Origin of the sequence: Desulfonatronospira sp., assembly GCA_003563255.1 — a bacterium.
Lineage (GTDB): Bacteria > Desulfobacterota > Desulfovibrionia > Desulfovibrionales > Desulfonatronovibrionaceae > Desulfonatronospira.
In genome coordinates this window covers 1-8,130 of the sequence record PWSL01000070.1, presented here as the reverse complement: position 1 = coordinate 8,130, position 8,130 = coordinate 1, and the positions used below count along the sequence as shown (strand labels likewise).

Here is an 8,130-nt window from a genome sequence, read left to right as displayed (position 1 = left end):
CCCTACAAACATGCAAGCAAGGATTTTTTTCTTTTTTGTGGCTCCAGCTACATTTTTTAAGAAGCGGCTGGAGCCGCAAGAACTAAACGTTCCCAGGCTGGAGCCTGGGAACGAGAGGTAAAACCAGGCCTTAATGGCACAAAATCACATTCAAGTGGGCGCCGGAGTGCCTGTACCTAATTTTTTCAAGTTACCCAATTTCTAAGTGTCGTTGCAGGGTTACCGGCACCCCCTGAATGGCTACGGCCAGGGCACCACATTTTATTTCAGTCTGCCTCTTAAATCCGAGAAAAAGTCCTCTTGACGCGGCTAAAGCTAAGAAGATATCAAAGTCCTCAATCTGATTTGAACGAACAAATCACTCTGCCCCTCTGAATTACTTATCCAGCCCTGGAGATTGTGATGTCAACAAGACCAACCAGATTGAATGACCAGGATCAGTCTGAGCAACCTGTCTTACCGGATGCTCAGGACATCCTGGATCAGGCCACCATCGGTTTTTTTAAGGCAACTCTTGAAGGCCGGTTTATTTATGCAAACCAGGCCCTGGCTGAAATATTCGGCTATTCATCCCCCCGGGATCTTATCGCTTCAGTAACCGATATTGCAGCACAGTTGTTTGCTGATCCAGTTCAGGGGGAAGAGGTCAGGCATATTCTGGATCTGCACGGGATAGTCAAAAATTACGAGTGCAGGCAGATCCGACGGGATGGTACTGTATTCTGGGCATCAGGGAGTATTCAGGCTGTATCTGATGCCAAAGGAAAAGCCTCCCATTTCCAGGGTTTTGTTGCAGATATTTCAGACAGAAAGCTTGCCCAGGATCAATGGCAGTCTACTTTTGAAGCCTTACCTGACTTGATTGCCCTGGTAGATAATGACCACCGCATCCTGAGGGTTAATAAAGCCATGGCCGAGCGTCTTGGTTTTCAACCCAGGGAAATTGAGGGACGTTTCTGTTATGAAGTAGTTCATGGACTGTCGGCTCCCCCGGATTTCTGTCCACATTCCCGAACCTTGAGAAGCCGGAATGAGGAGAATGCAGAAGTTTTTGAAGAAAGACTGCATGGGTATTTTAATGTCACCACTACACCTTTTCGAGATGCCGGGGGATTTATTCTGGGCAGTGTGCATGTAGCCAGGGATATAACAATTCAGAAACATAAACATGATGTAATGCAGCGGGCTATAGAGGAGTCCAGACGTTCTGAAGCTCATCTTTCCAGTATGTTTGAGTCGGCAAGAGCCATACTGACAACCAAGGACTTTCCATCCGCTGCCAGGCATATATTTGACAGTGTATCCAGCCTGATTGGCTCCAGTGCAGGCTATGTGGCCCTGCTGGCCGATGACGGCCGGGAAAATGAACTGGTTTTCCTGGAGTCTGGAGGAAGACCCTGCTATGTAGATCCGGCGCTGCCTATGCCCATCCGGGGGCTCAGGGCCCAGTCATACAGCCTGAATGCCGTAGTATTTGAAAATGACTTCATGAACAGTAAATGGATGGATTTCATGCCGCCGGGGCATGTTCAGCTGGACAATGTTCTTTTTGCTCCGCTTGTTCTGGACGAAAAAACCGTGGGAATAATCGGACTGGCCAACAAGCCCGGAGGATTTACAGAAAAAGACACAAATGCCGCCAAGTCCTTCGGGGACCTGGCAGCCATTGCTCTGCGCAATTCCAGGAACCTGGAAAAGCTTGCCGGAAACGAGCAGTCACTAAACTACCGCCTGGATCTGCAGCGCCTGCTCATGGACCTGGCCATGGACTTTCTCAATGTTCCAACCGACAACCTGAATCAGGCTACTGACAGAGCTCTGATGCGTCTGGGGCAATTCACCGGGACTGACCGGGTTTATATTTTTTACTATGATCATGAAAACCATGTCATGACCAACACCCATGAATGGTGCGCTCCTGGAATAGAGCCGCAAATTGACAACCTCCAGAAAATCCCTCTTGCTCTGAACCCGGAGCATGTACGACTGCACAATGAAGGCCGGCCTTTTTACCTTCCCGATGTTGCTGAACTTGATAATAATGACCCTTTTAAACTTCACCTTGATTTTCAGGGTATCCAGTCTTTGCTGGCCATTCCTCTTATGGGTCCTGAAGGATGCCTGGGGTTTGTCGGTCTGGATTCGGTCCGGTCTACCAGGACATGGTCGGATTCCGAGATCAACCTGTTTGCATTACTGGCAGAGCTGTTGGTCAATGCCCAACTCAGACAGAGCAGGGAGCAGGACCTCAAAGATGCCATGGAGCAGGCTGAAATAGCCACCCAGGCCAAATCCGAATTTTTGGCCAATATGAGTCACGAGATCCGCACTCCCATGAACGGGGTCATCGGCATGACCGAGCTTTTGCTGGATACCGAGCTTTCAGCCGAGCAGTACAGCCTGGCCCAGTCCATCCAGTCCAGCGGCGAGGCTTTGCTGACTCTTATTAATGATATTCTGGACTTCTCCAAAATCGAGGCCGGCCGTCTGGAGCTGGAAAATCTGGACTTCAACCTGCACTACCTGCTTGAAGACCTGGCCTCTCTCATGGCTGTACGGGCTGATGAAAAGGGGCTGGAACTGATCTGTCTGCCTGATCCGGATGTACCGGCCCAGGTCCAGGGCGACCCTGGACGTCTGCGACAGATACTGACCAACCTGGTGGGTAATGCTATAAAATTTACTGACCAGGGAGAGGTTGTGGTCAGGGTGCAGAGGTCAGAGGTCAGTGCAGCTGATGTCCTGCTTCGCTTCACAGTCCAGGACACCGGCATTGGTATTCCTGAAGACAAGATTGATCTGCTTTTCAACAAATTTTCCCAGGTGGACACATCCACCACCCGCAAATTCGGCGGTACAGGGCTTGGTCTGGCCATTTCCAGACAACTGGCTGAAATGATGGGTGGAGAAATCGGGGTCCAAAGTGAATACGGCCGGGGTTGTCAGTTCTGGTTTACGGCCCGGTTCACCCCACAGAAGAAGCAGGAAGAGCCCCTGCCTGCTCTGCCACAGGATCTGCAGGGCGCGCATATACTTATTGTCGATGATAATGAAACCAACTTATCAATTCTGAAAAAACAGCTTGAGGCCTGGGGAGTACATCTAGAGCAGGCCTCTGGAGGTCATGAGGCTTTGCGTATTCTGGACAGAGTCTACAGCAGCGGCAGGGTTTTTGCCATGGCCATTCTGGACATGCATATGCCCGGTATGGATGGAGAAGAACTTGGCCGGCGCATAAGAAACAGTAACAGGTTTAAAGACCTGCCTCTGGTAATGCTGACTTCCCTGGGACGTCCCGGCGACGCCAAAATCTTTGAAGAACAGGGTTTTAATGCTTACCTGAACAAGCCTGTCCGCCAGTCCGAGCTGTTTGATACGCTTTTGACGGTTCTTTCCAGTGCAGGCCCAGGCCCAGGCCGTTCAATCATCACCAGGCATCAGGCCCGGGAGATAAAAAGGCGGCGATCCGAGCTGATAAAATTCAAAGGCCATGTGCTTATTGCCGAGGACAACCCGGTCAATCAGAAAGTAGCCGCCGGCCTGCTTAAAAAAATGGGGATCACCGCGGATATTGTGGATAACGGACTGAAGGCGGTCGAGGCCTTGCAGAGCAAAAGCTACGACCTGGTACTCATGGATGTGCAGATGCCGGAAATGGACGGGCTGGAAGCGACCCGGCGCATACGCGCTGCAGAGGACAGAGGTCAGAAATCAGAGGTCAGAGGACAGAGGACAGAAGCCGGGAATCAGAAGACAGAGATCAGAGACCGAATTCAGGAGAACGTATCCCAGAATCCCTCAATTTCTCAATCCCCGAATTCCAGAATTCCCATTATCGCCATGACCGCCGGTGCCATGCACCAGGACCGGGACAGGTGTATCGAGTCCGGTATGGACGATTATGTTGCCAAGCCAATTAATCCTTATGAACTGGGCCGGGTGCTGCAAAAATGGCTGGAACAGAAAGATTCAAAGGGTCAGGATGAGACTGTTGAAGATCCGGAGGATAACATCTGTCTTACCGGGGAAAAGGATGCCTCTTCAGGTCCGGCATTTGATCATCAGGCTCTGTTCTACCGCATGGGTCAGGACCATGAGCTGACCATGGAAATCGCAAATATGTACCTGCAGGATATCCCCGCCAAAATTGAAGCACTGCAAAAGGCCCTGGAAGACAAAGACGTGCAGCAACTCCTGCGCACAGCCCACTCCATCAAGGGTAATTCTGCCAATACCGGTTGCATGGCAATATGCGGGATCGCTGAAAAGATGGAAAGCCATGCACATGCAGGTGAACTTGACCAGATTGAAAACATTATGCCTGAACTGAAAAGGAGGTTTGATATCTGCAAGGCTGAAATTGAAAAAATGTTGCTGGCTGAGTAGATGAATAAACCAATTAACATGGAGTAGAGTGTATTAGCCATTAGCATGTGGCATGGGGACTGGCTCTCCCCGCACTTTTTTTTTAAACATGTCAATCATCCTTCAGAAAAATAAGTGCGGTTTGGTGCCTGTCTCCTGCTTCCTTAAAAGCGCTAAACAGATACGCTGATAAAAATAAATGATTAGAAAAAACTTTTCACTGTCCAGACATACATGAACATGTGCATAAAGGACAAGAACCGGATAGAATACTCTGAGCCCTCGACCGTCCTGATCATAGCCAACAGAAGTCCAGAGGAAATCCAGGAAAAGGATATCCTGGAAAAACACGGTTACAGGGTGGTTACTGCCAGTGGCGAAAATGAGATCAGTGGGTATCTGGACCTGGACAAGACAGCTCTGGCCCTGGTGGATGTCCATGTGCAAGACAGTATGGACGGAGTCAGAACCGGGAGGACAATCCTGGAGGAGCATGATCTGCCGGTGATATTTCTGTTGCCATCGCCTGATCCGGAACTTATGGCGACAAAGGAAAATGTTTCCGGTTACGGCCAGATAACTATAAATACGGATGAGGTCTCACTGCTGAATGCCGTAAAAATGGCCCTTAAACTGCATGATGCCGGCAAACAGGCCCGGGCGACACTGAAGGCGAAGGATGAAAACGAGAGACTGCTTGCAATCTCCCAGCGCATAGCCCGGGTGGGTACCTGGCAACTGGAAGTGGCCACTGATAGTCTGCATTGGTCTGATGAGGTTTATCGGATTTTTGGATTCAGACCCCAGGAATTCGGTGCTTCCTATCAGGCATTTCTGGAGGCAGTACACCCGGAGGACCGGGATATGGTTGATGCGGCTTATATGGAATCCCTGCAGGAGGGAAAAGAAGGGTATGAGATTGAACATCGGATTGTCCGCAGATATACAGGCGAAGTACGACACGTTCACGAGAGCTGCATCCATGAACGCGATCAGCAAGGCCGCGTCGTGCATTCCGTGGGTATTGTCCAGGACATCACCGAGCGTAGGCAGATGGAAGCAAAAACCGCCAGAAACGCGCAGCGTCTCTTTGAGGTCAATCAGTGTCTGCTTGGTCTGGGCACCGACTACGATTCCAATATCCGGTTGCTTACAGAGCTTTGCGGAAGACTCCTGGGAGCTGATTGTGCCTTGTACAACAGAATGGACGAAGGAATGCTCGTATCTGTTGGGCAGTGGAACACTCCTCCGGACTATGTGCCCCGGGACTATCCGCAGGGGCATATCTGCTATGATCTCATCTGCTCTGGATCTCACGGCATCCATGAGATCCAGGATCTCCAGCAGACCAGCTATGTCTTCAATGATCCGGCTGTTTCCAGATACGGACTGCAGACCTATATAGGGCATACAGTTAAGCTCGGCAAAGAACTGGTCGGCCTGGTCTGCGCAGTGTATTCAGGTCATGTGCAATTTTCGGATGACCAGCGGCAGTTGCTGGGGATTATTGCCTCGGCCATAAGCCGGGAAGAGGAGCGCAAACAGGTCGAAACTGCCCTGGAGGACGCCAGGGACAAAGCCGAGCAGGCCGCCCGGGCCAAGTCTGAATTTCTGGCCAATATGAGCCACGAGATCCGCACCCCCATGAATGGGGTCATCAGCATGACCAGGCTTCTTCTGGACACGGATCTGAGCAGCGAGCAGCGCAGATACGCCGATATAGTCCGCTCCAGCGGAGAACACCTGTTAAACCTGATAAACGATATCCTTGATTTCTCCAAAATCGAAGCCCGCAAGCTGGAGTTGGACCACCAGAACTTTGACCTGCGCCAGGTCCTGTCTGATATCGAAAGCATGCTGAAGCACAGGGCCAAGGAAAAGGGTCTCGACCTTAGCTGTACTATCCACCCGGGGGTGCCGGTGCTGCTTGCAGGCGATCCTGGACGTCTGACCCAGATCATTCTCAACCTGGCCGGCAACGCCATAAAGTTTACCAGCACTGGAGAAGTGGAAATAAGCGTAAGACCGGAAAAGCTGGAAGAAGGCGCAGTCCTGCTGCGTTTTGAAGTCCGGGATACCGGCATGGGCATTCCGGAAGAAGTTCAGACCAGACTCTTTCAGCCCTTTTCCCAGGCCGAGCCCGCGACCACGCGTAAGTTTGGCGGGACCGGCCTGGGACTGGCCATATCCAGGCAGCTGGCTGAACTCATGCATGGTGACATAGGTGTAAACAGCCGGGTAGGGCAGGGATCCACTTTCTGGTTTACTGCCAGGCTGGAAGTTATAGACCAGGAAGGCACTTTGTTTGAGGATCAGCTGCCCCAGGACCACAGCCGCCAGCAGGCCTCCAGGCAGGAGCCCGCCCGCAATGCCCGTATACTGCTGGTGGAAGACAATTCCATAAACCAGGAGGTGGCCAGAACGGTGCTGAACAAGCTGGGCTACAAGGATATCCATATCGCTTCCAACGGTCTTGAGGCCCTGGACGCCCTTGCCTCCAGTCCTTTTGATCTGGTACTCATGGACTGTCAGATGCCGGAGATGGACGGTTTTCAGGCCTCAATGGCAGTGAGGGAGGCTGAAAAGAACAGGTATAAGGACGGTTCCCGGCCTTTTCCCGGAAAGACTGGCGCATATTCCTTTGATTATGCAGGTTCTCTGGAGCTGCACCCTGATCACCCTGAGCATATACCCATTATCGCCATGACCGCCTTCGCCCTCAAAGAAGACCCTGAACGCTGCCGGGAAGCAGGCATGGATGACTATCTCTCCAAGCCGGTAGAGCCAGAGCTCCTTGGCCGGACCCTGGAAACATGGCTTCAAGACAGAGTTCTTCAGGTGGACAGACAGCCGGGGGAAGCTGGTTCAGCTCCAGAGAGGGCAGAACAGTCTAAAGGCCGGGTGGAAGAAGATATATATAATGAGCACGAATTTATAGAGCGCATGATGCAGGACCAGGAACTGGTCCGGACCATTCTGGAACAGTTTCTGAAAGATGCCCCGCAACGGCTGCAGCAGGTTAAAGAAGGAGTGTTGAGTCAGGACTTTGATGCAGTCTACAAATCAGCCCACAACCTAAAAGGCCTGGCTGCCAACATTTCCGCCCCGGGACTTTGCCAGGCCGCAGAACGAATGGAGCATCTTGCTTATTCCCGAGAGACAGAGTCCCTGGAGCGACAGCTTCCAGCCCTGGAGCGGGCCTTTGCAGAACTGGACCGGCTGCTGCAGCAGAGGCTCTCGGACAGCTGATTTAACTGCGCGACATCTATTTAAAAAACATAATATTTCCTTTTAACGGACAGGGTAAGGACGACATCTCGCAAGGGGCTTCCTGGGTTGATGTGACTGCAGCTTTCCCACTCGCCCTCACGTTTTTTCCCATTTCATGTCTGGCCTGAAATGGTTAAAAATCCACCCTTTATTGCCCATAACAGGCCAGGCATGAAACGGGGAAAAGCATGTTCATGTTTTGTTGGAACTTTTTCTCCGCCTCAGATGATTATGCAGCTTCACAAAATTTCGCGTCTGTACTTTTTGTATTTGTGCAGGAAAAGTATCGCGGGGACTGTCCCCCTGGCCGGTACCTGCCTTCAAAACCGTGTGTGCGGAGCACTTGTGTGAAGCCTGATGGCTTCCCGTGCCGGAGAAGATTTTTTTGGCACGGGCAACTTCGTTGCACACTGGCGGCTTTGCCGCTCACGGTTGAAGAGTGGTGGCTGGCCTGCAGAGTGTCTTGCCTGACGGTGTGCCTGGGTTCTTTATGCT

At 51.5% G+C, this 8,130-nt stretch carries 2 protein-coding genes; both read left to right on the top strand.

The window, feature by feature from the left end:
* The first annotated feature begins 402 nt into the window (after window positions 1-402).
* Window positions 403-4,386, top strand: coding sequence for a response regulator (locus QZP87_RS02030; protein WP_291321254.1), 3,984 nt, complete (start codon window positions 403-405; stop codon window positions 4,384-4,386).
* A gap of 213 nt (window positions 4,387-4,599) precedes the next feature.
* Window positions 4,600-7,614 carry a response regulator gene (locus QZP87_RS02025; protein WP_291321253.1) on the top strand — a complete coding sequence of 1,005 codons (3,015 nt, stop codon included), beginning with the start codon at window positions 4,600-4,602 and terminating at the stop codon, window positions 7,612-7,614.
* The last annotated feature ends 516 nt before the right edge of the window (window positions 7,615-8,130 follow it).

Coding starts and splice junctions, on each gene's coding strand:
- QZP87_RS02025 (WP_291321253.1), top strand. CDS start 4,600: ATGAACATGTGCATAAAGGACAAGAACCGGATAGAATACTCTGAGCCC.
- QZP87_RS02030 (WP_291321254.1), top strand. CDS start 403: ATGTCAACAAGACCAACCAGATTGAATGACCAGGATCAGTCTGAGCAA.